The 26014-nt window shown below is 34.2% G+C and carries 22 protein-coding genes; 15 read left to right on the top strand and 7 right to left on the bottom strand.

The window, feature by feature from the left end:
* Positions 1-207: 207 nt before the first annotated feature.
* The gene (locus E0Y80_RS14840) at positions 208-522 is read right to left on the bottom strand and encodes a hypothetical protein (protein ID WP_156308455.1); all 315 of its coding nucleotides are present in this window, start codon (positions 520-522) and stop codon (positions 208-210) included.
* A gap of 194 nt (positions 523-716) precedes the next feature.
* On the opposite strand from E0Y80_RS14840, the gene E0Y80_RS14845 reads away from it, so the two are divergent.
* Positions 717-1661: a 3'-5' exonuclease gene (locus tag E0Y80_RS14845; protein ID WP_156308456.1), complete on the top strand. Its 945-nt coding sequence runs from the start codon at positions 717-719 to the stop codon at positions 1659-1661.
* 16 nt (positions 1662-1677) lie between these two features.
* Positions 1678-2652, top strand: a complete 975-nt coding sequence (gene trxB, locus E0Y80_RS14850; RefSeq protein ID WP_156308457.1) for a thioredoxin-disulfide reductase — start codon at positions 1678-1680, stop codon at positions 2650-2652.
* Between the two features lie 100 nt (positions 2653-2752).
* On the opposite strand, the gene E0Y80_RS14855 is transcribed toward trxB, so the two are convergent.
* Together E0Y80_RS14855 and E0Y80_RS14860 are read right to left on the bottom strand one after the other, a co-directional pair.
* The gene (locus E0Y80_RS14855) at positions 2753-3490 is read right to left on the bottom strand and encodes a DUF3575 domain-containing protein (RefSeq protein ID WP_156308458.1); all 738 of its coding nucleotides are present in this window, start codon (positions 3488-3490) and stop codon (positions 2753-2755) included.
* Between the two features lie 118 nt (positions 3491-3608).
* On the bottom strand, positions 3609-4397 hold the full coding sequence (locus tag E0Y80_RS14860; protein WP_156308459.1) for a Cof-type HAD-IIB family hydrolase: 789 nt from the start codon (positions 4395-4397) through the stop codon (positions 3609-3611).
* 144 nt (positions 4398-4541) lie between these two features.
* Between E0Y80_RS14860 and E0Y80_RS14865 the strand changes: the two genes are divergently transcribed.
* The 11 genes from E0Y80_RS14865 to E0Y80_RS14915 all read left to right on the top strand — a co-directional run bounded on the left by E0Y80_RS14865 (position 4542) and on the right by E0Y80_RS14915 (position 19024).
* Positions 4542-5726, top strand: a complete 1185-nt coding sequence (locus E0Y80_RS14865; RefSeq protein ID WP_156308460.1) for a class I SAM-dependent methyltransferase — start codon at positions 4542-4544, stop codon at positions 5724-5726.
* Between the two features lie 178 nt (positions 5727-5904).
* Positions 5905-8298 carry a phenylalanine--tRNA ligase subunit beta gene (gene pheT / locus E0Y80_RS14870; protein WP_156308461.1) on the top strand — a complete coding sequence of 798 codons (2394 nt, stop codon included), beginning with the start codon at positions 5905-5907 and terminating at the stop codon, positions 8296-8298.
* Between the two features lie 27 nt (positions 8299-8325).
* Entirely contained in the window at positions 8326-8634 is a 309-nt protein-coding gene (locus tag E0Y80_RS14875) for a hypothetical protein (protein ID WP_156308462.1), read from the top strand.
* Positions 8635-8682: 48 nt separating this feature from the next.
* The gene (locus tag E0Y80_RS14880; protein WP_156308463.1) at positions 8683-8973 is read left to right on the top strand and encodes a cell division protein ZapA; all 291 of its coding nucleotides are present in this window, start codon (positions 8683-8685) and stop codon (positions 8971-8973) included.
* 268 nt (positions 8974-9241) lie between these two features.
* Positions 9242-10801 (top strand): ribonuclease Y, encoded by a 1560-nt coding sequence (rny, locus tag E0Y80_RS14885; protein ID WP_156308464.1) that lies wholly within the window; start codon positions 9242-9244, stop codon positions 10799-10801.
* A 115-nt stretch (positions 10802-10916) separates the two neighbouring features.
* A complete protein-coding gene (locus E0Y80_RS14890; RefSeq protein ID WP_231596061.1) occupies positions 10917-11624 on the top strand; it encodes a response regulator transcription factor in 708 nt (235 codons plus the stop codon).
* Between the two features lie 95 nt (positions 11625-11719).
* Entirely contained in the window at positions 11720-12955 is a 1236-nt protein-coding gene (locus tag E0Y80_RS14895; protein ID WP_156308465.1) for a sensor histidine kinase, read from the top strand.
* 67 nt (positions 12956-13022) lie between these two features.
* The gene (locus E0Y80_RS14900; protein WP_197091615.1) at positions 13023-14276 is read left to right on the top strand and encodes a TolC family protein; all 1254 of its coding nucleotides are present in this window, start codon (positions 13023-13025) and stop codon (positions 14274-14276) included.
* A complete protein-coding gene (locus E0Y80_RS14905; RefSeq protein WP_156308467.1) occupies positions 14276-15382 on the top strand; it encodes an efflux RND transporter periplasmic adaptor subunit in 1107 nt (368 codons plus the stop codon). The genes E0Y80_RS14900 and E0Y80_RS14905 overlap by 1 nt, the downstream gene beginning before the upstream one ends.
* A gap of 2 nt (positions 15383-15384) precedes the next feature.
* The gene (locus tag E0Y80_RS14910; protein ID WP_156308468.1) at positions 15385-18471 is read left to right on the top strand and encodes an efflux RND transporter permease subunit; all 3087 of its coding nucleotides are present in this window, start codon (positions 15385-15387) and stop codon (positions 18469-18471) included.
* 28 nt (positions 18472-18499) lie between these two features.
* Positions 18500-19024: a hypothetical protein gene (locus E0Y80_RS14915; RefSeq protein ID WP_156308504.1), complete on the top strand. Its 525-nt coding sequence runs from the start codon at positions 18500-18502 to the stop codon at positions 19022-19024.
* Positions 19025-19058: 34 nt separating this feature from the next.
* Here the strand turns inward: E0Y80_RS14915 and E0Y80_RS14920 are convergent, their stop codons facing one another.
* Positions 19059-20942, bottom strand: a complete 1884-nt coding sequence (locus E0Y80_RS14920) for an alkaline phosphatase (protein ID WP_197091616.1) — start codon at positions 20940-20942, stop codon at positions 19059-19061.
* Positions 20943-21140: 198 nt separating this feature from the next.
* Here E0Y80_RS14920 and E0Y80_RS14925 point away from each other — a divergent pair, with 198 nt between their 5' ends.
* Positions 21141-21734: an LURP-one-related family protein gene (locus E0Y80_RS14925; protein ID WP_156308470.1), complete on the top strand. Its 594-nt coding sequence runs from the start codon at positions 21141-21143 to the stop codon at positions 21732-21734.
* Positions 21735-21788: 54 nt separating this feature from the next.
* Here E0Y80_RS14925 and E0Y80_RS14930 read toward each other — a convergent pair whose 3' ends face one another.
* From E0Y80_RS14930 to E0Y80_RS14940, 3 genes are read right to left on the bottom strand one after another with little or no spacing between them, the layout of a single operon-like run.
* Positions 21789-22292 carry a GNAT family N-acetyltransferase gene (locus E0Y80_RS14930; protein WP_156308471.1) on the bottom strand — a complete coding sequence of 168 codons (504 nt, stop codon included), beginning with the start codon at positions 22290-22292 and terminating at the stop codon, positions 21789-21791.
* A gap of 5 nt (positions 22293-22297) precedes the next feature.
* A complete protein-coding gene (locus tag E0Y80_RS14935; RefSeq protein WP_156308472.1) occupies positions 22298-23137 on the bottom strand; it encodes a prephenate dehydrogenase in 840 nt (279 codons plus the stop codon).
* A 38-nt stretch (positions 23138-23175) separates the two neighbouring features.
* Positions 23176-24339 (bottom strand): pyridoxal phosphate-dependent aminotransferase, encoded by a 1164-nt coding sequence (locus tag E0Y80_RS14940; protein WP_156308473.1) that lies wholly within the window; start codon positions 24337-24339, stop codon positions 23176-23178.
* Between the two features lie 548 nt (positions 24340-24887).
* On the opposite strand from E0Y80_RS14940, the gene E0Y80_RS14945 reads away from it, so the two are divergent.
* Entirely contained in the window at positions 24888-25943 is a 1056-nt protein-coding gene (locus E0Y80_RS14945; RefSeq protein WP_156308474.1) for a LacI family DNA-binding transcriptional regulator, read from the top strand.
* Positions 25944-26014: the final 71 nt, after the last annotated feature.

A 26014-nucleotide genomic window follows, 5' to 3' on the forward strand; every position in this document is an offset into this window, starting at 1 on the left:
TTGAACACAAAGATACTTTTCAATATAATTTTGATTATAGTAAAAAGACGTCGTGATAAGCAAAGTCATATTGCTTTGCAATAACATAATGGGAATCAAGAAATAAAGAATAATCTTATTCATGTAATATAAAATACCATTGATCCTCGGTGGAAGAAATTTATGTATTTCCCTTTTTAAGAAGGGCCTATAGGAAAAAAATGGATTTTATATGAGCGGAGGATGAAAAAGCGTTCCTTTAATGTCTTTAGGGTTCAAGTTTGATGAATAAAGATTGAACTCGGTATTTACAACTTCCAAAGTTACTGGATTACTGAATTCAAATGTATCAACAGACTTGACGAAAGATTCATGGAAATGAACTTTAAAAGATGCTTGTTCTTTTTCTTGTTGCTGTTTTAATTTTTTGGAGAGATAACATTGTCCATGACAGGAATTGTTTTCCATATTGCGTTGTAAACAAAGATACTTTTCAATATAGTTTTGATTGTAATAGAAAGAAGTTGTTATTAACAAAGTCATATTGCTTTGAATAAGCATTACCGGAATTAATAAGTATAACAACAATTTCTGCATGAATATTGCAAATGTAGTTTTTGGAAAGTAAAACTTAAAATTTTACATCCAATTTATTTAATCTTGTTTGTTGGGGGCTATTCTCACGGATAGTTTTCGTAAATTTGTACAATTTGCAAGATGCTATTAATAATTAGATAATGGAGTTAAAATTAAAGCGCCCGTTGGCATTTTTTGATTTAGAAACTACGGGGGTTCTCGTGTCGAATGATCGGATCGTGGAAGTGTCAATATTAAAGGTTAGTCCAGGAGGGAAAGAGGAGACTTTGACTATGAAGGTGAATCCAGAAATGCCTATTCCGGCGGAATCATCGATGTTTCATGGAATTTATGATGAGGATGTAAAAGACCTTCCAACATTTCGAGAACGGGCACAGGAGATTGCTGATTTTATTGCTGATGCCGATTTAGCTGGTTATAATTCAAATAAATTCGACGTTCCCATGTTAATGGAAGAATTCTTGCGTGCAGGTGTAGATTTCAGCTTAGAAGGAAGATCATTTGTTGACGTTCAGAATATTTTTCATCAGATGGAGCAAAGGACATTAAAAGCTGCATATAAATTCTATTGTAATGAGAGTTTAGATAATGCTCATACTGCTGAGGCAGATGTTAAAGCTACTTATGAAGTTTTAAAGGCACAGCTGTCTAAATATGAGGATGTAGAGTTCGAAGATAAACATGGTACTGTAAGTAAACCTGTTGTTAATGATGTTGAAGCTTTGCATGCCTTTACAAATTTAAGTAAGCCAGTAGATTTTGCTGGAAGGTTGGTTTATGATGCAGACGGTGATCCATCGATCAATTTCGGAAAACATAAAGGAAAAAAAGTCGTTGAAGTGTTTGAAGTAGAACCAAGCTATTATGCGTGGATGCAAAATGGCGACTTTCCATTATATACAAAGAAGGTTTTGGAAGGAATTTGGAACGAATATAGAAATAAGAGGAAAGAAGCAAGGGTAAATACGGCGGTTCAATCGCCTGCACCGGTGAAAGAATCTAATAATTCCTTTAAAAAAGTCGAGCCTAGCAAACCTATTACAAATGATATGTTAAAGGGCTTACAGGATAAATTTAAAAAATAAAGAACCATAATATATTATGATTAACAAAGAACAAGAGGTTGAACGCGTTTCCTGTTTAATTATAGGATCAGGTCCAGCAGGATATACAGCAGCAATTTACGCAGCAAGAGCAGATTTAAAGCCTGTCGTTTACACCGGGATGGTACCTGGAGGGCAGTTGACTCAAACTACAGAGGTAGATAATTTCCCTGGATATCCAAAAGGAATCACCGGCCCAATTATGATGGAGGACCTACGAGCTCAAGCAGAGCGTTTTGGAACTGACGTACGTTTTGGCTATGCTACCAAAGTTGATTTTTCAAAAGATGGTGGTATTCATAAAGTTGAGATTGATGCGGTTAAAACTATTGAAGCAGAGACTGTTATTATTGCTACTGGTGCAACGGCAAAATGGTTGGGTTTGGAATCTGAGGAGAAATACAATGGTTTCGGAGTATCAGCATGTGCAGTATGCGATGGATTTTTCTTTAAAGGTCAGGATGTAGCGATAGTTGGTGCAGGGGATACGGCAGCTGAGGAAGCTACTTACCTTGCTAAACTTTGTAGAAAAGTTTACATGCTTGTTCGAAGAGATGAATTCCGTGCTTCAAAGGCGATGGTACACCGTGTCAACAATACGGCAAATATTGAAGTGTTATACAATAGCGAAGCTATTGAGATCTTAGGTGATGGCCAAGTAGTGAATGGAGTTCGTGTTATCAATAACCAAACGAAACATATTCAGGATCTTGAAGTTAGTGGATTCTTTGTGGCAATTGGTCATAAACCCAATACAGAATTATTCCAAGGGATTCTAGATATGGATGAAACAGGCTATCTAATTACAAAATCCGATAGCACCGCGACGAATATTCCGGGAGTATTTGCATGTGGAGATGTTCAGGACCATGTTTTCCGTCAGGCTATTACAGCAGCAGGGACAGGTTGTATGTCCGCATTAGAAGCAGAACGCTATCTAATGGCTAAAGAAGATGTTGTAGAAGTAGGTTAAAGTCCTTTTTGAAGTCTTAAATAGACTTTAGATATAAACGAATTTAAAATAAAGGCATAAGAATATGCGGCTTCGCATTCTTATGCCATTTATTATATACTTAAAATCTATATCCAAGAGAAACCCCGGCACGAATACCAGCCCATGGACCTTTAGAGGTTAAGGTTACACCTTCAGAATTTATTTCTTTATCGATTTTAAAATAATCATTGTCCAAATCTCCTAAATCTTGTCTTACAATCTCTTGCTCTTCGGCTGTTAATGATTTTTTACCTTGCATTTTAATATTTGAAGTACCAAAATGAGGGCCTAAAATTCTGAGATCCAGAAACAGTGATTCTGTTAACTTAAATTGACTTCCTATTGCGATACCTGCACTCCATGTTCCTACTGATCCATCTAGAGGGATAGTTTCTGGAGCTGAATTTTCAACTGTGTATTCGAAGTTAGTTCCGAAATTATACTTTGCATATTTAATAAATGGACCGAAATAAAACCCTCTGTTTTCGTCCTTATAATTTTTGCTCGTATAAAAGCGGAGCTCAGGTGAGAGCGTAAAATGACTTAAAGTAGCATCTTCAAAAAATTCGTCATCGTCTGCAATGTCTTGAAAGGTGCTCTTGAATGGTAATGATGATTTACCTCTAAAGCCAAGCGAAGTATTGATACTAATCCTGTCCTTAATTCGCCTTTCATATTCAAATGAAAAAGTTTTGGAAACAAGGGGCAAAAGGTTAAATTTAACCGTGTTCTGTTGCGCTTTTGTATAGCCGCCGAACAATAATAAAGCAATGGTAACTAACCATAACTTCATAGAAATAGATGATAATGTGTACATTGGATAATATTTTGGTTTGATTAACCAAATGTATATAATTTAATTTAAATTTAAAATACCGCTATTTAGGTATATTTTATGTTTCTTTTGGATAAAATTATATCATTGTTTTGATATCCTAGATTACTTCAAAATATTTTAAAGCATTCCAAATTCCATCGTTATCCACATCATCAGTAACATGATTAGCAATTTCTTTTACCTCTGGATTTGCATTTCCCATGGCGATACCTAATTGCACATGGTTAAGCATGCTGATATCATTACCACCGTCACCAAATGCCATGGTGTTTTCAATTCCAATTCCAAAATGTTTACAGAAGATGTCTATTCCCACCTTTTTACTTAGACCTTTTGGATTTACATCAGCAAATAGTGGGGTCCATCTTGAGGCTAATGAGTTTGGCATTACAGATTCCATAAACGCTTTTTCTTCATCTGGTCCTAAAAATATATTGGTCTGAAGAATACTGGTCGTATCTACATGATCCATATTAACTAACTTAGGTATGGGAAGGTTTAAATGAGCATACATTCCAGCAATTTCAGGGGTAACATCGTGAATCGTTATCTCCTTTTCAGACATAAAAGAAAAACTTAGTGGCTTTTCCTTAGCATAATCCATAACTGATTGTATGTCTTGACTATCGATCGCTTGCTTAAAGAGAACCTCAAAAGTATTGGTTAGACAATAGCCTCCATTGAAAGTTATGTATCCATCAAAATCTAAAAACTTAATGTGGTCGATACTGTTGATAGACCTTCCTGTGGAAATAATTGTTTTTATCCCATGTGTTTGTAGAAGACGAATAGCTTCAATTGTTGATTGAGGGACTTCATGTGTTTTAAAGCTTAATAGTGTTCCATCTATATCGAAAAATACGGCTTTGATTTTAGGTTTCTGCATATACAAATGTAAAGGAATTGGCTAAGAAAGCCTAAATAAACAATTCAAAAATTGGTTAAACATAGCTTATTTCAATGATTTGAAATTACTTCGCTGTAATTGTTTCATTCGGTTGACTATCTTTGCAGATATAATTTTTTTGCTATGTCTATTTTTAATGATTTTTTAGATGAAATTGATGCTCTTGTACAAAATAAAAAATTGGTTAAAATATCTTTAGGAAACTATAGAGGAATTGAGACCAATTTAAATAATCTATACATTAAGCCAGTGATGATCAAGAATGAGCTTCTTCTTTCATTTATCTATAGATATCAAACCAAAGATATTACCAAGAATTATACAGTTGAAGCTGCAATTGAGGAACTAAAATCACAAGCTGGATTTAAAGGATTTAGACTCGTGAATTTTCAATTACTAGATGAGAATATGGTCTTTCAAATGAATAAGAAGGGAGAATGGCGTGTTCAAAGTGAAAAAGTTCAGCAAAGGACTCCGCTATCATTGAATCATGATAAGCAAAAGGAGAGAAAGCTAACAGACTCAGGAAAAGCCTATTTGCATGAATTAAACTTAACGGATGCTGAAGGTAAAGTTTATAAAAATGCTCAAGATAAGTGGAAGCAAATCAATCATTATATCGAGCTGTTAAGTAATTCCTTAATTTCCTTACCTGAAAGGCAGCTGAATATTGTTGACATGGGGGCGGGTAAGGGTTATTTAACTTTCGCTTTATATGACTATTTAAAAAACACTTTACAGCGTGATAGTAAGGTTGTAGGAGTAGAATTTAGAAAGGATCTGGTGGACTTTTGTAATCAGGTAGCATTGAATGCAGGTTTTGAAGGCCTATCATTTGAAGAAGGTAGCATTGAGAATTACAAACCTTCAAACGCTATAGATGTATTGATCGCATTACATGCTTGCGATACAGCAACGGATGATGCTATTTTTAAAGGTATTTCGGATAACTCTTCTCTTATTGTTGTTGCCCCTTGTTGCCATAAGCAAGTGCGCCGTGAATTGGAAAATGTGCGGGTTAAGAATGATTTGGATTTTATGACTAAATATGGCATTTTCTTAGAGCGTCACGCTGAAATGCTTACTGATAGCATCAGGGCCTTAATCTTAGAATATTATGGCTATGAGACGAAAGTAATGCAATTTATTTCCGATCAACATACACCCAAAAATGTGATGATCGTAGCGGTAAAGAAAGAAATTGACTCTATCAAACAAGCAGAAATTAAACAAAAAATCAAAAGTTTGAAATCCTATTTTGGTATTAATTTTCAGTATTTAGAAAGACTATGCGGTCTTGAAAATTAATTAGTTAAATACCTTTATTGAATTAATCTCTTTATATAAAAATTTTATTAGAAATTTCATTTCTAAATTGGCTCGTTTGCTTTGGTTTTTGAATTTCGGGTAATTCCTGATAATACTCTAAAAAACCTGTGCATTTAGGTCACAAAGTCCTATCTTTGTGTCTTGAAAAAATGTAGCGATGAGAATTTCTTATAATTGGTTAAAGAATTTTATTGATATAAACAAAACACCGGAAGAACTTTCCTTAATCTTGACAGATATTGGTTTGGAGGTTGAATCTTTGGAAGTAGAACAAAGTATTCCGGGCGGTTTGGAAGGTTTAGTTGTAGGTGAAGTCATTACCTGTGAACAGCATCCCAATGCTGATAAGTTGAAGGTTACCACAGTCAATGTTGGAGGTCCAGAATTATTACATATAGTTTGTGGTGCTCCAAATGTGCGCGTAGGACTTAAGGTCATCGTTGCACAGGTAGGAACGACCTGTTATCCAACAAATGGCGAATCCTTTAAGATTACAAAATCAAAAATACGTGGAGAAGTGTCTGAAGGAATGTTATGCGGTGAGGATGAGATTGGTTTAGGGACTTCACATGCCGGAATCGTTGAGCTTTCTGCAGATGCTGAAATTGGAAGTTTGGTGAAAACCTATTTCAATATGGAAGATGATTTCTGTTATGAAATAGGATTAACCCCTAACCGCGCTGATGCAGCCTCGCATTTAGGTGTTGCAAGGGATTTAGCGGCTTATTTCAGATTAAATGTAAAAGCATTGGAATTGGGAGCTTTTGCATCCAATTCAACGAAAGGAACCACTGTACAGGTTGATTCATTAGAAGACGCACCGCGATATTCAGGTGTTAACATCAAAAATATTAAAGTCGGAGAATCACCTGAGTGGTTGAGAAATAAATTAAAAGCGATTGGTGTTCGTTCTATCAACAATATTGTTGATGTTACCAATTACATATTGCATGATTTAGGTCAACCATTGCATGCATTTGACCAGGATAAAATTGCTGGAAATCAAATTGTTGTAAGAAAAGCAAAAGAGGGAGAATTGTTTAAGACTTTAGATGCTGTTGAACGTAAATTATCTGCCGAAGATTTGGTAATCGCAGATGCTGAAAAGCCTATGTGTATTGCAGGTGTATTCGGTGGGGAATATTCAGGAGTGACTGAGGCAACTACTTCGATTTTCTTAGAATCAGCTTATTTCAATCCCGTTTCAGTTAGAAAAACATCTAAAAGACATGCATTAAAAACAGATTCATCTTTTCGTTTTGAGCGTGGTACAAATCCTGATATCACCGTTGAAGCACTTAAGAAAGCTGCTATTTTAATTGCAGAAGTATCTGGAGGTGAGGTTTCCTCTGAAATCGTTGACATCTACCCGAATCCTATAAAGCCTTTTGAATTTCCAGTATCCTACAGGAATGTTCAGAGAGTAATTGGAAAGGATATTCCAGCCGATACGATTAAGGACATTATTGTTAGTTTAGGTATAGAACTCAAAAATGAAACTGAAGAAGGATTTGATGTATTAGTTCCACCATATAAAGTGGATGTAATCCGTGAAATTGATGTTGTTGAGGAGGTTTTAAGAATCTACGGTTATAATAATATTGAGCTAAAAACTCAGATTAAAGCTTCTTTAAATACTTCAGAGAAACCCGATAAGGAAGTTGTATTAAATCAAGTTGCTGATCTTCTAATTTCTAACGGCTATAGAGAGATTCTTTGCAACTCATTGACTAAGGATGATTACCTAGAAAATCCTGAAACTGCTGTGAAATTATTAAATCCATTAAGTAGTGACTTAGATGTCATGCGTCAGAACTTATTGTTTTCAGCATTAGTTGCTGTTGGCTATAATCAAAAACGCAAGAATGGAGATTTAAAGGTTTTTGAATACGGTAGGTCATATAATTTATTAGATGGCACATACGTTGAGAAACAATTGTTTTCATTGACGATTGCAGGTAAAAAGGAGCAGGAGCAATGGAACAGTACAAATAGTATCGTCAATTTCTATGATATCAAGTCAGCTGTAGATGGCATAATCAACAGGCTAAAAGTAGATGGGATAAGAATTGAAGATTATGAGGGTTCTTACTTTGATTACGGATTGTCTTACCGAAAAGGTGAGAAGGTATTGGTAAGTTTTGGTGCAGTTTCTAAGACTAATTTAAAGAAAGCAGATGTTGATGGACCTGTATTCTTTGCACAGTTTGACTGGGATTTATTGGTTAAGGTTATAAAGAAGAATAAAATTACCTATAAGGAAGTATCTAAATTCCCTTCTGTAAGGAGAGATTTAGCTCTATTGCTGGATGATTCCATTACGTTTGAGCAATTGAGATTGATTGCCAATAAGACTGAGCGAAAATTATTAAAAGACGTTCAGATTTTTGATGTCTACAAGGGGGATAAATTACCTGAAGGTAAAAAGTCTTACGCGTTAAGTTTTGTGCTTCAGGATGAAGAAAAAACGCTAACGGACAAACAAATTGATGCTATAATTCAAAAATTAATTATTAACTTTGAGAAAGAAGTAGGTGCATCAGTGCGCTAATTCTATATAAATTAATTGCGAGAAACTATGGCGTCATTATCTTCCCAAATGAATATTATCGTTGAGAAAACGAAAAATCTTATTCAATTGTGTGAAGCCTTGCAAGAGGAGAATGATTTGTTAAAGTTAGAAGTTCAATCATTGCAAGTTGCCTTTGATACCAGTTCTGATAAGGTTAAGCAGTTGGAAGACAAGGTGAAAGCCTTGGCAGTTGCTAAAACTTTAGATAGTTCAGAGATCGATAAAGATGCTATAAATGAAAAAGTACTTGACACAAAACGAAAAATTAACGATTTTGTGCGAGAAATAGACAAATGTATAAGTCTATTGAAATAGAGGGGATAGGAGAAGAACAGACTTATAACGTTATTAAGCTCAAAGAAAATGGGAGAGATTTCCATAAAAATAAATATCGCTGATCGTGTGTATCCTTTACGTGTTGAAACGGAGGAGGAAGAGGTAATAAGATACGCCGCAAAGCTAATAAACGAAAAAATAAAAGAACTGCAGGACAATTATGCGGTTCGTGATAAGCAAGATCTATTGTCAATGTGCGTATTACAATATGCAACAGGGATGATAAAAGCTGAGAGGAAAAGCCAAAACCAAGATTCAGGTATTGAAAATTCCATTCATGAACTAGATAATATACTTACAGAGTTCTTTAAAAAATAATACGTTTACGTTCTTAGAATTTAGAGCTTGTAACGACGAATTTGCCGCAATTAAATTCGGGTTGTCACTATTTTAAACTTAACGCTTCAATATCACGAGCAATAACAAAGATGTAGGCCATTTTGCGAAAGCCATCTAGGTCATGATCATACGCTCAAATCATGTGTAATCGAAGTTTAATAATACTTGGTACCTGATTGATTTAATTGCGGTTTTTTTTTGGAATAAATGCTATTACATTAACATAATAAATTATAAATAATCACAAATGGAGTATACAACTACTATATCAATAATAATTTCGCTGGTTGTGGGTGTATTTATTGGACGATATCTATTACAGATGTTATTCAAAAAGCAAGAACAATCCGCGAATGATAAGGCTGCCCAAATCATTAAGGATGCTGAGCAGCAAGCAGAACATAATAAAAAACAGCGCCAGTTGGAGGCTAAGGAAAAGTTCTTGCAATTAAAAGCTGAACATGAAAAGGAAGTAAACCAAAAGAATAATACAATATCTCAAAAGGAGAATACTATCCGTCAAAAAGAGCAATCATTGAACCAAAAAATGGAAAATTTAAATCGTGAAAAACAAGATTTAGATAGCAAAACCAAGAAATTGGATCAAATGATTGAATTCAATGATAAGAAAAAAGAAGAAGTAGAGCAACTTAAAGGTCAGCATATTAAGCAATTAGAAAGTATTGCTGGTTTGTCTGCTGATGAGGCTAAAGAACAATTGGTAAATTCATTACGTGAAGAAGCAAGATCTCAGGCTATTATTCAGATTAAAGACATTGTTGACGAGGCTAAATTAACTGCTTCTAAAGAAGCTAAGAAGGTGGTTATTCAAACGATTCAAAGGACTGCTACTGAATCTGCAATTGAAAATACGGTTTCAATTTTTAATATTGAGAACGATGAAATTAAAGGTAGAATTATTGGACGTGAAGGACGTAATATCCGTGCATTAGAAGCTGCTACTGGTGTTGAAATCATTGTAGACGATACTCCTGAAGCAATTATTCTTTCTGGATTTGATCCGGTACGTCGTGAGATTGCTCGTTTGTCTTTACATAGATTAGTAACAGATGGTCGTATCCACCCAGCACGTATTGAAGAGGTTGTTGCGAAAACGCGTACTCAAATTGAAGATGAAATCGTTGAAATCGGTGAAAGAACTGTAATTGACTTAGGTATTCACGGGTTGCATCCAGAATTGATCAGAATGGTTGGAAGAATGCGTTATCGTTCTTCATACGGTCAAAACTTACTACAGCACTCCCGTGAGGTTGCAAATTTTGCAGCTACGATGGCAGCTGAATTAGGTTTAAATGTAAAGCATGCGAAAAGAGCAGGTCTATTACATGATATCGGTAAGGTGCCTGATGATAACCCAGAATTGCCACACGCAATCTTGGGAATGCAGTTAGCTGAGAAATATAAAGAACATCCGGATGTATGTAATGCGATTGGTGCTCACCATGATGAAATAGAAATGACATCCATGATTTCTCCCGTAGTACAGGCATGTGATGCTATTTCCGGTGCTCGTCCAGGTGCTAGACGTGAGGTTGTTGAAAGCTATATCAAGCGTTTGAAAGAGCTTGAAGATTTAGCGTTATCATACCCAGGAGTTGAAAAGACTTTCGCTATTCAGGCTGGCCGTGAATTACGTGTTGTTGTTGAAAGCGAGAAAGTATCTGACGCTCAAGCTGAAATCTTAGCAGCAGATATTTCAAACCGTATTCAAACTGAAATGACCTACCCAGGTCAGATTAAAGTGACCGTTATACGTGAGACTAGATCTGTTTCATACGCGAAATAAGAACTAAAGTTTTCAGAATATTTTAAGGCCCATCCATTCGATGGGCCTTCTTCATTATTAGAATTTGATTAGAATCGTTATTCTTTGAATTAATAATGCATATAAATAGTTAAATTTGAACAATTTAGAGGCTATGCAGATATTAGTTGTTGAAGATGATTTTAGAATTAGTTCCTTTTTAATAAAAGGGTTGGAAGAGAGTGGATTTCTAGTTACGTTATGCAAAAGTGCTGAAGAGGCTTTGAACGAAGAATATTTGAAAACCAAATGGGATGTTATTATTCTAGATATTATGCTTCCAGGTATTGACGGAATTCAATTAATTCAAACACTAAGATACAAGCAAGTTTATTCTCCGATCCTGATGCTAAGTGCTTTAAATTCAGTTCAGGATAAAGTTTCTTCCCTCGATTATGGGGCCGATGATTATTTGACCAAACCATTTCATTTTGAAGAGTTGCTATCTAGAATAAATGCTCTGACACGAAGAAGGCAATATGAAATATTTGATGAACCTAAAAGTCCAATAATTGAAATTGCAAATCTTCAAATTGATACCGATCAGTACAAAGTCTATTTAAATCAAGAACTTGTTGAATTGTCCCCAAGAGAATATAAGTTATTAATGTACTTGATTGAAAATAGAAATCGAACAGTTAGCAGGATGCAGATATTAAATGCCGTATGGGGCATTACATTTAATAATCATACCAATGTGGTGGATGTATATATCTCTTATTTACGAAATAAAATAGATACTTCGAACCAGAAATTCATTGAAACCATAAAAGGGGTAGGTTATATGTTTAGAAATGATTCATGAAATTAAAAGATAGGTTAGCATTATATTCAATATTAATTTTTAGCGTACTTACACTATTAATTTCGGTTGTTATTTACTTTTCCTATTTCGTTCAAATGGAGAAATCTGAACAAAGTGCTTTGGAGAGCAAATCTTTGTTAGCTGCTATTTATTATTTGGAGCGGGATGAATTGAGTAGTCTTGAGCATGAGAACATCCAAAGGCAATTGCAAAAGACCATATCAAGAAGTAATATAGCTGTATTTGATAGTTTAAGCCATAAAAAAGCTGGGGCCATGGCAAGTATTTCGGATATTTCCCTAGATTTTATATTAAAAGTTAGAAACGAAAAGAATTCCTTTTTTACTACATCCGATTTTTTTTATAACGGTATTTATTACGAAGATAATGAAGGTGATTTTGTTATTATTACCAGGGATCCTAAAGAAAGTTTTAACAATCAGATGCATTCCCTACTGCAAATATTAATCATCTCATTTTTTATAGGATTATTAATCATTTATTTTTTTTCGAGGTTTCTTGGAAAAATAGCTTATCAGCCAATTATTGATGTCATTAGCCAAATTAAGGATAGAGATAGCCGCAATTTCCATAAACCGATTCATTTGGAGCGTTCCTATTCTGAGATCCAAGATTTGGTGGATACATACAATCTATTTGTAGACCGCATATCACAGACTTTCAATGTTCAAAAGAATTTTATTGATTTTGTTTCTCATGAGTTAAGGTCGCCAATTACAGCGCTGATGGGAACACTGGAGGTTACTAATAAACGAGAAAGGAATAAAGAAGAGTATGAAGATGTTATACTTCAACTTAAGCAATATACCAATGATTTGCAAGAGACCTTGGAGCATATGATGCTATTGTCTGGAGCCAAAACAAGCTTTGATTTTTCAAAAATAAGGATAGATGAAATCATATGGCAGGTTATAGAAAATGCCATTTTATATTTCAAGGCCAATGTTGAGGTCAATATTCAAGTGGAAAACACGAAGTTATTGGAGTGGGAGGGGAATGAAAAATTATTAGAACTTGCATTTAATAATATTATAGAAAATGCGATTAAATATTCTGATAATGGTAAAGTATCTATTTTAATAACCGAGGCAAATGGAAATTTAATAATTTCGATTATTGACAATGGAATAGGAATTCCCAAAGAAGATCTTCAGAAAGTCAAAGAGAATTTTTATAGAGCCGAAAACACAAAAAAATATTCTGGTAAAGGTATTGGCTTATCCATGGCAAATATCATTTTTTCATTGCATAAAATAAATCTCGAAATAAGTAGTGAAGAAGGTAAAACTCAGGTTATTCTAAAATTCTAATCAAATTCTAATCTAATTTAAAAATCACCTTAATGTGCAACCTTTAGGTTTGCATAAACTTTTTGAGGTGAGGAATTATTATCTATTATTTGTTTTTATATGTTTCTTTAGTCAGCTAAAGGCACAGACCTTTTCCCTGAAGGATTTGGAATCTCAATTCTTGCAGAATAATTTACAACTTATTGCCAATAAATTTAATATCAGTAAAGCTGAAGCGCTTATTGTTCAAGAGAAACTTTGGCAAAACCCGAGTTTAACGGTCGATAACATTAATCTATGGTCAAACAAATCATTTGAAACCATGCCTAATGTCATTGGTAATTTCGGAAGTAAGCAACAAATCAACATGGATATTCAGCAGCTGATAGAGACCGCAGGGAAAAGAAAAAAGCGAATAGCAATTAAATCCTTAGAAAGAAATGCAGCACAATTTGAGTTTGAAGAACTGCTGAGGCAATTGAAATTGGAATTAAGGACTAACTTCCATAGCCTTGGCAGAATTCAACTTGCTGAAGAACAGTTAAACTCTGTCTACCATTTATTCTCTCAGTTGAATGACCAATATAAAATTCAATCTGACAAACAACATGTTTCTCATGTCAGCTATATCCGTGTCAATACGGAATTGATAGGAATTCAAAAAGAGCTGGTCGATCTTTTGGCTGAGAAAAATGAGAAAATTCAGAAATTGAGAATTCTTACCCAAAATCCAAACCTTCAATTAGCAGAATTAAATTTTGATGATTCTCACAAGATTATCGAAACACCTATTCCATTGCATTTAAAGGATAAGGTTTATGATCAAAACATAAGTTTACAGGCTATTAAGAATGAAATTAGCATTTCAGAAAAACAGGTGGTATTAGAAAAAGCCCAAAAGATTCCAAATATCAATGTATTGATGAATTATGAAAGAGGTGGAAATGTGATGAACAATTTCATCGGAGTTGGAGCTAATATTGACCTCCCGTTATTTAATAGAAATAAGGGGAATATACAATCTGCAAAGTTGCAGGTTCAACAGAATCAAGCTACCTACTTAAGTAAGGAAAATGAAATTTCAAATGAAGTAGACAAGCTATGCAATCAATTGAATTTTTTTAGAAAGAATCTCAAAGATTGGAAAATCAATTCAGAGAATGAGCACAGTAAAGTCCTGGAGAACTACATAAAATATCTTAACGAGAAACAGGTGACTTTGTTAGAATTCATCGACTTTTCTCAGGTGTTTAGAGAAGCCCAGCAGGCATATTTGGAATTAACGGAAAAATACCTCATCACCTTCGAGGAATTACAATACACGATTGGAAAAGATATATAATGAATATTATACAAAGATTACCCATAGTTTTTACCACTCTTCTAGTATGTTGCTTTGGCTGCAATCGCAGCCAGCAACATAAAGAAGAAATTGTTTTAGAAAACAAAACCTTCTGTCTAAATCAACAGCTCAAGAAATCAACTAATATTATAGAGGCAACGGTTAGACCTATTGTTGAACAATTGACATTATCTGGAAAGATTGAATATAATGAGAATGATCTCGTAACTTTTCGTAGTCTCCTTCTTGGGGTTGTTGAACGAGTGAATTTTGAACTCGGTGACCAAGTAAAAAAGGGGCAGGTCCTTGCGATTATTAAATCAACAGAAATTCAAAGCCTATTCCAACAGCAAAAAGCACAACAAAACCAAATTAGTCTATTGGAAAAGCTTCTTCTGACTAAACAGGACCTTTTGAACGACGGAATGATTTCAGAACCTGAATTGCTGCAGGTAAAACATGAATTAGAAAGTGTTAGGATTGAATTGAACAGAATCAATCAATCTTTAGAGCTTTACCATGCAGTGGGTAACGGAACATTTCAAATCCTAGCTCCAAAAAATGGGTTTATAATTCAAAAGGATATTAGCCAAGGCCAAATTATTACTCATGATAGTGATCCATTATTTTCCATTTCTAATTTAAATGAAGTATGGGTTATGTTAAACGTCTATGCCAGTAATTTAAGATATATCCATACTGGTGATCAGGTTAAAGTTAGAACAATTGCCTATCCAGATCAGGTTTATACAGGAACAATAGATAAAATATACAATGTATTTGATGCTAAGGAGCATGTGATGAAGGCTAGGGTTGTTCTTCAGAACCAAAATTTAAATTTAATGCCAGGCTTAAGTGCTGATATCATAATTGATAAAAAAAGTACCTCCGGAAGTGCATTAGCAGTTCCCAACAATTCCTTATTGTTCAGTAATAATGAAAACTATATGCTTATATATCATAGTGACTGCAACATTGAGGCAAAGAAAGTTGATATCTTTTCAAGTAATGAGGAGTATACTTATGTTTCCGGGGAGTATCCAGGTCCTATAAAACTTATTAATTCCAATGCATTATTAATTTTTGAACAACTGAGGGATCAATAAGGATGAAAAAGTTTGTTCAAAATATAGTTACCTTTTCCTTAAAGAATACCACGTTTATTCTTTTTGCGACTTTGGCGTTATTGTTTGGGGGAATATTTGCGTTAAGCCGCACTGCTGTTGAGGCTTTTCCTGATGTAACAAACACAAGGGCAAGGATTATTACGCAATGGCCTGGTAGGAGTGCTGAGGAGGTTGAGAAGTTAGTCACACTTCCCATATCCAAAATAATGAATAGCATTCCGAAGAAATCAAATATACGGTCAATTTCTTTGTTTGGGTTGTCTGTTGTTACCGTTCAGTTTGAAGATGGGGTTGAAGATTTCTATGCTCAGCAATATGTATCCAATAAATTAGGTGCTATAGATTTGCCGGAAGACACCGACGTTTCTGTAGAGCCACCATCAGGAGCGACAGGTGAGATTTTTAGATATATTTTAAAAAGTGATTTGCCTATAAAGGAAGTTTCTGCAATCCAGGACTGGGTAATTGAGAGGGAATTGTTAGCTGTTCCAGGGGTTGCCAATGTTATTAGTTTTGGCGGAGAGGAGAAAATCTATGAAATTACAATCAATCCTACAGAATTAAAGAATTTCAACCTTACGCCATTAGATGTTTTTGATGCAGTTTCTAAATCTAACATCAATGTTGGTGGTGATGTCATTCAACAAGGAGACCAAGCTTATGTTGTAAGAGGAGTGGGGTTGTTGGATAAAATTGAAGATATAGGAAACATTACAGTTAAATTAAATGGTTCCACACCTGTTCTAATAAAAAACGTTGCGGAAGTTGTTGTTTCGAATAAACCACGGCTGGGTAAAGTGGGTTTTAATGATGAAGAAGATGTTGTTGAAGGGATAGTCGTGATGTTACGTGGAGAGAATCCTTCGGAGGTTATTGTACGTTTGAAGGAAAAAATTGCTGAATTAAATTCTCGGACACTTCCTGAAACTGTGAAAATTGAAACAGCGGTTGATCGAACCCTTTTGGTCAACAGCACTGTCAAAACGGTTTCGAAAAATATTATTGAAGGGGTTCTATTGGTCTCACTGATTGTTTTTATTTTTTTATATAATTGGAAATCAACATTTATTGTTGCTTCTGTAATTCCGTTATCATTTCTTTTTGCAATAATAATGTTAAAAATTCAGGGACTTCCGGCGAATTTAATTTCAATGGGGTCCTTGGATTTTGGATTGTTGCTTGAAGGTACTTTGGTCATAGTTGAAACAGTTTTTGTGGCATTAGCAACTTTATCTCATCGAGTAGGACCAGAAAGATTTGCCAAGATGAGTAAGATGGGGGTAATAAAGAAAAGTGCTGGTAGTGTAGCTTCCTATATTTTCTTTGCCTTATTGATTTTAATTGTTGCGTTATTGCCGATTTTTTCATTCCAAAAAGTCGAAGGAAAAATGTTTACTCCCTTAGCGTTTACTTTAGGATATGCCCTTTTAGGATCGCTGATATTGAGTTTGACCTATGTACCTGCAATGTGCAAATTGTTGTTTACGAAGGGTATGGAAGAAAGAGAAAATTTCATAACTAAGTTTTTCAATAAAACCATTTATGGGCTATATCATTATTCATTAAAATTTAAGAGGGTAACATTAGGACTATTTATAGGGATACTCAGTTTATGCATTTTTAAATTCATGAATTATGGCTCCGAATTTCTTCCCCAACTGAATGAAGGTGCAATTTATATTCGCGCAACACTTCCAAACAGCATCAATCTAGATGAATCTAGTCGATTAACAAAAGAGATGAAGGCATTGATGGTCGAAAGTTGTCCTGAAATTGATTTTATTTTAACCCAGACTGGGAGACCAAATGACGGAACGGATCCAACAGGATTTTTTAATATAGAATTCAATGTACAGTTAAAAAATGAAAAGGATTGGAAGCGTAATCTAGATAAAGAAGAGATTATTCAGGAGTTAAGAGATAAATTGGGACAATATCCAGGTATTAATTTCGGATTTAGTCAACCTATCCAAGACAATGTGGAAGAATATGTTGCAGGGGTAAAAAGTTCGCTGGTCATTAAAATCTTTGGTGATGATTTATATAAACTCGAAGATTATGCCAGCCAGGTTGCGTTGGCAATAGAAAAAGTTCGAGGAATTACAGATATCAATGTTTATAAAAATATTGGATTACCAGAGTTAAGGATTCAGCTTCATGACTCGAAAATGGCTAAATACGGGGTTTTTACGAAAGATGTTCAGGCGGTAATTGCCATGACTATCGGAGGACAGGCTGCCACAAAATTTTATGAAAATGATAGGCAATTTGATGTTGTACTCAGATTTAGTAAAGAATATCGAGATACACCTGAAAAAATCGGTAATATTCTTATTCCGACGAGTACAGGAGAAAACATTCCCTTACAGGAAATTGCTTCAATTGGTTATGTGACTGGTCCCGCCTTTATTTATCGAGAAGGAAATAGCAGATATATAGGTATTGGTTTCAGTATTTCCGGGAGAGATCTTGGAAGTACCATAGATGAAGCAAAAAAAGTGGTGGAAAGCTCAATTAAATTACCAAAGGAAAATTACATGGAGTGGGCAGGGGAGTTTGAAAGCAAAGAGCGCGCAACAAAGCAATTAATGACTGTGATTCCAATTTCCTTAATTCTTATTCTCCTTTTGCTATATAGTAATTTTGGAAATATGAAAGATACAGCCATCGCAGCCATAACGATACCCTTTGCATTTATTGGTGGCTTTCTATCCTTATGGATTACGGGTACTATCTTTGGAATTTCGGCAGGTATTGGATTAATAATTCTATTTGGAGTTAATACGATAAATGGAATAATTCTTATAGCAGTCATGAAAGAATATTTAAAAAAGAAATCATTGTTAGAAGCGATAGATTTGGGAGTAAAAAGTAGAATTAGGTCTATCGTAATGATTGCTTTGATGGGATCTATGGGGCTATTGCCTGCTGCACTTTCTCATGGTATGGGTTCCGAAATTCAAAAACCATTAGCCATTATGATTGTAGGTGGATTATTAATTTGCTTAATATTATCGTTCTCGATATTACCGGTTGTTTTTTATTATGCCTATAGAAAAGGTAAATAGTTTAGCAATATTAATTAACTTTGCAGGCATGAAGAAAAAGGGGATTGATATTAATAAAAAACCAGAATTTTCCAGACCTGTAGAGAAACATTTTTACGAGTTAGATCAGACTTATGGAAATGGAAATTTAATAGTGTATGCTATATTTCTATTCTTATCTTTCTTTGCCATAATGGGTTTGATTTGGATGATTCCCTTCCCTCAATTAGATTTTTTGGTAAAGATGAATGCTCATACATTTCTTAACTGGGGTTCCTTTTTCATTGCGATTGTCATTTATTGTTATTTGAAATTAGCTCCCACTTTATCATATGCTGTTCTTTTTACGATCGGGATTATGAGTTATTTTATCGTTCAATTAGAATATGTTGAACGTGATGGAGGACCTACAGTTATTCTAGTCTGTTCCATTTTAGCAATAATTGGTTTAATAGGTTTATTCTTCATGAGTACCAAATGGAAAAAGGGTACTGCTTCTTTTCTCAATTTGCTAACAATTGGTCCAATATGGCTTTGGTCTAAGGTGTTTGATAAACTTAAATGGAAGTATTAAAAGGAATAAAATAAAAAGGGCGTTAGCCCTTTATTTATTTTACACCTTTTAATTCATATATAATCTTTGCTAATTGCGTATTGTCAAGGAACCCTTGAAACTTTTCTGCTCCAGGGCCAAAAGCCATTAAAGGAACAGGAATACCGGTATGGTCGTTTGTCGCGAAATTACCCAACACATTGCCTTTTTTTTGATCCCCATCCAAAAGAGTTAATCCGCCGGTTTCATGGTCAGAGGTTACTATAATTAATGTTTCTTTATCTTTTTCTGCAAACTCTAAAGCTTGACCTACCAATCGATCAAAACTTAGGTATTCTGAAACGCTGAACCCAAGTGAGTTGCTATGTCCACCGCCATCTATTTTTGCACCTTCAATCATCAGAAAAAAACCTTTTGGATTGTCTTTTAATAAGAAAGTAATGGAAGGTTGTAGGGCATGTTCAATTAATCGATATGATGTTGTGATGGCTGATTGATCCTCGTCAAGTTTGTTCCATTTATGATCAACCAAATCTTCAGAGAAAACCAAAGCTTTTTTTGATTTAATGTTTGAGAGTTTATTAATTCCTTCTACTATTTCAAATCCTTTAGCTTCCAATTTAGAAGTCAGATTTGATTTTTCGCTTTTGAAAGATTCGCTTTTAGCGCCTATGATTAGTTTCAGATTACTATTTGCGATGTCGTTTGCAATACTGTCAGCTTGGTCACGTTCGCTTACATGTGCATAAAATGCAGACGGGGTAGCTCCAGTAATTTCATCATTCGAAACTATTCCTGATGAAATTCCAATGCTTGCAAGTCGGTCAGGAATATTCGGAACAGAATTTCCAAGACTATCCACACCAATATGTCTGTTTTTGGTTTTATGACCTGTCGCAATAGCACTACCACCAGCAGCTGAATCTGTATGATAGTTATCGGTCGGTTGAGTAATTAAATATCCCGTAAAGGGCATGTTAAGAACATTTAATTGGCCTCTATTTGCCATGGCAGCAGACCATAGTTGAGATAATCCTGCTCCATCACTAATCAATAAAATAATATTCTTTGGCTTTAACCCTAACTGTACTGAATCTTTTATTTTATAGGGAATATGTGGGGCACTTTCGTGATAGGATGTTTTGGATTCATTCCTTAAAAATTCACTCAACTCAAATGGCTTATCGGTATTAATAAAATCGATTCCCATTTTTTGCCACTCATACCAGGTTGTTTTGCTGTCAGGAGCTGCCCAAAACCTAATCTTTTTTCCTATTTGATGGACCGAATCTACTTTTGCTTTTACAATTTTTAAATCCCTGTCTGTTAACCTTCCTAGGCCATTCCATTTTGAAATTGAACCAAATGAGGCCGAAATCAATCCAATTCTTTCTAAATCTTTTGGACTATAGGTTTCACTAAGGTTGCCATCAAAAGTAAATATCTCATCATATTTAGGGAAATCCACAGGATTGGGTCTATTACCACTAATCACAAGTTTTACAGCTTTAGGATTATTTTTACTATCAAAAAGATCCCGATAGGGTTTTAGCATTTCCGTCAATTTCACTAAAATTGGAGCACCTTCCGTTTTAGGATCGATCAATAGCTGTAATTGCCCATTGTTTGGGAATAAATATCCCGTTTTACTATTTTTATAAGCTTCTAAAATAGGCTCTAGATAGAGTTTTTTGAACGTTCTTTCTTTTGTTATTTCATGGGCATCATGAGCTACATATAAATCACCATCTTTTAAAAATAGATCAGCCTCAATAGATCCGAAACCAAGTCCGTATGCTTGATTAAAAGGATTGTTACGTGTATAATCATTATGTGAATGTGCATTGGGAAGGTATGTGATAGGAAAGGTTTGACCTTCTACCGATAAATTTAGACCCGTCGTGAGCCCTAAGAGTAATAAATATGGTTTAATTTTCATTTTTACAAAATCTGATTTTTTGTTGAGCATAGCTCTGTAAGTACTTATTAAAAATAAGAATAAAAAGAATTACTAAATTATGCAGAATGTGTTATTGATTTGTTATGGTAATATTAGGTTTAAGTGAATTGAACAGATAAAATTATTATAATTTTCATCTTCTACATTTCTTAGCTATCATTTTTCTATTTTTATTTTATGAAGGACTTACAATATCCATTACATTTTAAATTTCGGATAACGAGTTTAGCGAATGATTTTTCTGCTACTGATGCAATTGGCAATAGTATCTACTACGTTAGGGAGAAAATTTTTACTTGGAGAGATCATATTATGGTTTACAGAGATGAAAGTAAAGCCGAATTAATATATGAATTACGCTCTAATAAATTGATAGACTTTCAACAGACTTTTACAATTTCAGACAATAGTGGACGGGTTGTTGGGAAGGTACGGAGGAAATCCATAAAATCCTTATGGCGATCAACTTTTAATTTAATGGATGCCGAAGATCGATTAGATCATACCATTAAAGAAAAGAATCCATGGGTGAAGCTTTGGGACGGGTTATTTGGCGAATTACCAATTGTTGGAATGCTATCTGGATATTTCTTTAATCCATCTTATATATTAAGAAATGATTTGGATGAACCTATGTTTGAAATAATTAAAGAGCCATCTTTTTTTGGAAGGAAATTTAAAGTCAATAAGTTGACTGATAAAGAAGTAGATGACGAAAGGTTTGTCCTTAGCTTGATGTTGATGGTTTTGATGGAAAGAAGCAATGGTTAAGACAAAAAGAATAAAAGCCCTTCATTTTTGAGGGGCTTTTATATGATAATATTGTTATCTATCTTTCTTGTAGATAGCATAATTGAATTGTATTCCCTCTTTTTGTTCTGTTTCGCCTTCCTTGATTGCTTTAATTTTTTCAAGGGCTTTTTGAGAGCGAATATTTCCAGAACGCACATGGAAAATCACTTTATCTAAAGTTTCAAAAGCAAAATCCATCATTAAGTTTTTTACAGATTGATTATATTCTCCACCCCAAAACTCTTTTCCTAAAAACGTATATCCAATTGCTATAGACTTTTCATGCCTATCATATTGGTAAAAAGAAGTTGCTCCAATTACTTTATCGGTTTTAGCATCCAGAATAAGATAGGGGATATCCGTATCGATAAGTTTCTGAAAATATCGGGTAAATCCTACCGGAGTATACCGAGTACTATCAGGATGTTGTTCCCAGATTTCAGGATCTGATGCTGCGGCAAATACCCATTCATAATCATTCTTGATCATGGGGATTAATTTTACCAATTCATTGCTCAAAGTTTTTCTTTCCAACATAGTCCTTATTTTATGATACGTTTTATTTTATTGGATTTTTTTATCCATTTATAAACTGCTTCATAATCTTCAGTCTCAATTTTGTTGTAAATATGCTGCAGCTGTTTAATGTGTTCTTCCAATACCTCCAAAACATTGGACCTATTCTGTTTAAAGATTGGAGTCCACATATCGGGAGAGGATTTGGCCAAACGTACTGTTGACTGAAAACCTGATCCTGCAAGTTCAAAAATGCGCCCTTGAGATTTTTCCTTTTCTAATACCGTTAATGCAAGTGCAAATGATGTAAGATGTGAGATATGGGAAACATAGGCCGTATGCATATCATGTTCTTCAGCAGTCATAAATGAAGTCTGCATTTCCAACTGCTCAGTCAATGAGTCTGCCAATTCAAAAGCATCTTCATCGGAGCGAAATGCTTCAATGTAAACCATCATTTTATCCTTAAATAAATTAGGTATTGCAGCCTCTGGACCTGAATATTCAGTTCCCGCCATTGGATGGGCTGCTACATATCTGCCGCGATTTGGATGATCTTTTATTAAATTTAAGATATTTGATTTTGTCGATCCCATATCTACTATAACTTGATCAGTTGCTATATCTAATAAGTTAGGAAGCATCATCATGATGGCATCAACAGGTACTGTAAGAACGATTATTTTACAGGATTTCATTGCTTCTTCCAAGGTTTGGATTTCATCCACCAACCCAAGTTGTAAAGCTTTTTTCTGGTTTGCCTCACTTTTTTCAACTCCTATTATTTTGTCGAAAAAATTGGTTTCTTTAAGCCGGATACCGATGGAACCACCGATTAAACCTATACCGACAATTGCTATATTCATTATTATAAGAATTCAGTAATTAAATTTTTTTCAAAGAATTAAACCAAAGATTTTTTAATCCTTTCTATGGCCAATTCATAAACCTCAACTTTTGCACAAAGGCTAATCCTAATAAATTGTTCGCCCGCTGTTCCAAATATTACTCCAGGTGTAATGAAGACATGTGCTTTATAAAGTACATTGTCACATAATTGGTAGGAATTCTCAAAACCTGACGGGATTTTAGCCCATACAAAGAGACCTACCTGATTGATGTCATAGCTGCAATTAAGTAGATCCATGATTTCAAAAACCTTATCACGTCTGATTGTGTATTCTTGGTTTAATTGCGTGTACCATTCCTTATCCAAGCTTAATGCTTTCGCTGCTGCCAACTGCATAGGAAGAAACATTCCTGAGTCCATATTGCTTTTAAATCTCATAATCTGAGCAATTCTGTTCTCATCTGCAATTAACATTCCTATTCTCCAGCCAGCCATATTCGACGATTTACTCAAAGAATTAAGCTCTATTGCAATGTCCATGGCATGAGGAACTTCCATAATACTTTTTGGATGATCATTTAAAATAAAACTGTATGGATTATCATGGCATATTAATATTCCATGCTTACGTCCAAATTCGATGATCTTCTCAAAGAGTTCAGGGCTTGCCAAAGTACCAGTAGGCATATGTGGGTAGTTGATCCACATAAGCTTTACCGCTGTAAGATCTGTTTTTTCCAATTCCTCTAGATCAGGCATCCAATTATTTTCTGGATTGAGTTTATAGGTTACAGGTGTCGCACCCGTAATAGTTACTGCACTAGAATATGCTGGATATCCAGGATTTGGAATAAGAGCTTGATCACCTTCTTGAAGGTAGGTCATACATATATGGACGATACCTTCTTTCGAGCCGATTAAGGGTAATATTTCCGTATTTGGATTTAGAGTAACACGATAATATCGAGCATACCAATCTGCCATGGCTTTTCTAAGGGCCGGAGCTCCTTTATAGTTTTGATAGCCATGAGTAGTTGCTAATGCTGCCTGCTCTTGAAGCGTTTTTATTACTTCAGGATGAGGAGGCAGATCAGGACTGCCGATACCTAAGTTTATGACTTGGGCACCATTCCTGTTCATCTCGTCGATTTCCCGCAACTTCTTAGAAAAATAGTATTCTTCTGTTCGTTGAAGTCGTTTCGCTACTTCTAATTCCATTATTAATTTTATTTGCCGTTAAAATTATAAAATCTTAATGGTTTTATTCCATTTCTATTAAATAATAAAGCCTCTTTTTGAAATTATTATGATTCTTTCCAAAATGATTTATTACCCTTAACAGAAAACCAAATCAAAAGTATTTTAAGCCATTAATAAAAACTATTTATGTCTTAATAAGTTGTTAAAAATAATTATTAGGAAAATTTAAAGCATTCGGCTTTTGCTTGTATTCCTTTTGATTTATTATGTAATAAATCATTTAAGCGCTATTGATTAAATAAAATCTTGATGATTGTTTATTTAGATTACTTAATTTAATGTGTTAAACATCTATTTAAAATTAAAATAAAGAACATTTAATATAAATAATTATGCTTGTTGAGAAAAAATGTATAATTTATAATTCATAACCAATATTAATATTTTTAAAAAAGTGAAAATTAATTTAAAAGAAAATTACATTTACTGATATAAAAGTGTATTTTCGTTTAAACGTTTGTTTATTACAGTTTTAAATAAAATATTTTCTTCAATTATTAACACGTATGAAAGTATCCGAACTATCAGGAGTTAAAGAGATTGCTCGAAGGGCAAACGTTTCCATTGCAACGGTTGATAGAGTGCTACATAATAGAACTGGTGTAGCACAAAAGACAAAAGAAAAGATATTATCCATCATAAAAGAAATGGATTATAAGCCAAATATCTTGGCTAAACGTCTTGCATCCAAAAGAGTGTATAAATTTGGTATCCTTATTCCAAAAGAATGTTCAGAAGCTGAGAATTGGAATGCTCCAATATCTGGTATTCAGGAAGCTTTAGCAGAATTTGGTGATTTTGGTGTCGAATTAACATATTATTTCTTTGAACGTGATAATAGAATAAGTTTCATCGAACAAAGTGATCAATTGTTAAATAAACCCATTGATGGAGTTATTGTCGCTCCATTTTTTATCAATGAAACTAGAGAGTTTGCAGCTAAGTGTGTTGAGAAGAGAATCCAATTTGTATTTATTGAATCTCAAATCCCTTCTGTACAGCCGCTCAGTTATATAGGACAGGATCTGGTTCAATCTGGTAGGGTGGTTGGACATTTATGTCAATATTTAATCAAGCCTAATGAAGAAATGCTTGTGTTGAATATCGTTAAACAAAAAGATACCATTCTAAACCTCGAAGAAAAGATTAAGGGATTTGAACAAGGATTTTTAAGTAACAATAATAATTGTTCAATTTCAAGCTTTAATGTTGAAATATCTGATTATGATGAATTCGCTGCATTTATGTCAGATTATTTATTAATTCACAATCCTAAACTAATATATATTACTAATTCTAGAGCATATCTAGTTGCACGATATTTAAAAGAAAATCAAATTAAGCATATTAAGCTTGTTGGAAATGGTTATCATACTCGAAATATCGAATATTTAAAAGATGGGATTATCGATTTCTTAATTTGCCAAAAACCATTGGAACAAGGGTATAAAGCATTCTTGGCACTGTATGAATATTTCATAGCAAAGCGTAAAGTGGTTAAACTGCAATATATGCCTATCGATATAGTTACTAAAGAAAATTATCTCTATTACGAAAACTAATATTCCTCATTCAGGGAATCATTAAATTGTTTATTTCAACAAGATTTGATCCTCCGTACCAGATTATTTAT

This window comes from Sphingobacterium endophyticum (genome assembly GCF_009733535.1).
Lineage (GTDB): Bacteria > Bacteroidota > Bacteroidia > Sphingobacteriales > Sphingobacteriaceae > Sphingobacterium > Sphingobacterium endophyticum.